The 1,882-nt window shown below is 72.8% G+C and carries 1 protein-coding gene; it reads right to left on the bottom strand.

The window, feature by feature from the left end; all coding sequences use genetic code 11:
* The coding region (locus VR45_RS43415; protein ID WP_199926046.1) for an RICIN domain-containing protein at positions 1 to 1,882 on the bottom strand (1,882 nt) is incomplete at both ends.

Here is a 1,882-nt window from a genome sequence, read left to right as displayed (position 1 = left end):
GGGTTGTGGTCCATCACCATGCCCTGGCCCGGGGCGGCCTTGCCGTCCGTGAGCAGGGTCTCGACGATCCAGCTGCCGTTGCCCGCGTCCCAGAACGCCCACCGCTGGGCTGCGTTGCCGTTGCCGCCCAGCGCCTTGATCGAGGTACCGGAGGCGGTGTTGGCGCCGTCGAGGTCGGCGACCAGACCGCTGTTGTTCGACCGGAGCGTGGCGACCTGGCTGCTGCCGATGTTCGGCCCGACCACCGGACCGCCGGGCGACCCGCCGGACGATCCGCCGCCGGGCTGGGGCTGCGGCTGGGGAGCGGACGGCCCCTGGGCCACGTTGTCGAGGCGCCACCTTTGGCGGTCGCTGCCGTCGCAGGGGCTGACGGCGAGGGCTTCGCCGGCGTTGTTGGCGGTGAGGCAGTTGTTGTCGGTGTCGCTGGTGATCCAGAACCAGCCGTTGCTCGCGTCGTGGAAGGCCCAGTGCTGGTTGGCATTGCCGTCCATGGTGCGGATGAGGTGCGTCCGGTGGTTGCCCGGGTCGTGGTCCATGACCATGCCCTGACCCGCCGCCGTCCTGCCGTCGGTCAGCAGCGTCTCGATGATCCACCGCCCGTTCGCGGTCGCCCAGAACGCCCACCGCTGCGCGTCGTTGCCGTTCGCACCGAGCGCCTTGATCGACGTACCCGAGTTGGTGGTGCCGCCGTCCAGGTCCGCCACCATCCCGTTGTTCCCGGAGACGAGGGTGGAGACCTGCCCGGCTCCGACGCCAGGGTTGACCACCGGGCCGGTGCCCGGCTTCGGCGCCGGCTGCTGCGGGGCGCGGGGCGGGACGCTGCCCAGGCCCCAGCGCTGCGAGTCGGACGCGTTGCAGTCCCAGATCTGCAGGGCGGTGCCGTTCGCGGAGTTGCCGTCGGTGACGTCCAGGCACCTGCCCGAGGCAGGGTTGACGAGTGAACTGTTGTCGCCCTGCTGCCAGTTCTGCGCGGGCGTGCCGTTGCAGGTGTACAGGTCGACCCGGGTGCCGCGGTTGGTGAGGCCTCCGGCCACGTCCAGGCACTTGTCGAACGCCTTCAGGGTGAAGACGCCGCTGCTCGCGGACGGGGTCCAGCGCTGGGAGCGGGTGTTGTTGCAGTCGTACAGGTCGATCGGGGTCCTGTCGGCCGTGTTGCCTCCGGTGACGTCCAGGCACTTGCCCGGGAACGTCGAGTAGACGGGCAGCGATCCGGCACCGCCACCGTCACTGCCGGTGGGGCCGGTCAGGCGGAACTTCTGGCGGTCGGAGCCGTCGCAGGTGCCGACCGTCAGCGGCTGGCCGGAGGCGGACAGGGTGAGGCAGCCGCCGCCGTCACCGTTGGTGACCGTAGTCCAGCCGTTCCCGGCGTCGGCGAACTTCCAGAGCTGGTTCGCCCGGTTCGCCGCCACCGCCTGGAGCTCCGTGCGGTGGGAGGCGGTGTCGTGACCGAGGACCAGCCGCTCCTCCGGGCGGTTTCCGCCGTAGGTGAGCCGGGACTCGATCAGCCAGTTGCCGCTGCCCCGGTCCCAGAACGCCCAGCGCTGGGAGTCGGTCGAGTTGGGCTGCCACGCCTGGACGGGCGTGCCCACGGCGGGCACACCGCCGCGTACGTCCGGCACCAGCCGGGCGTCGGCGGCGGAGACGATGCTGATCCCCTGGGTCGACTCAGGCGGCGTACCGCCGCCGGGTCCGCCGGGCCAGCTCGGCCCGCCGGGGGTGCCTGCCCAGGAGGGCAGGCTGGGCAGCGGGGGGAAGCCGGGCAGGCCGATGGCGGGGAGCGCGGGCACGGACGGGCCGCCGCCGGGCGTGCTGCCACCGGGGTCGGGATCGCCGGGGCCGGGCGGGGCGTCGTCGTCGGCGGCCGGATGGTTGGTGTCCGCCG

It is taken from the genome of Streptomyces sp. NRRL S-495, from assembly GCF_000966955.1.
In the GTDB taxonomy this organism is placed as follows: domain Bacteria; phylum Actinomycetota; class Actinomycetes; order Streptomycetales; family Streptomycetaceae; genus Kitasatospora; species Kitasatospora purpeofusca.
The sequence above is the reverse complement of the archived record's forward strand: the minus strand, read 5'-3'. Positions and strand labels throughout refer to the sequence as shown.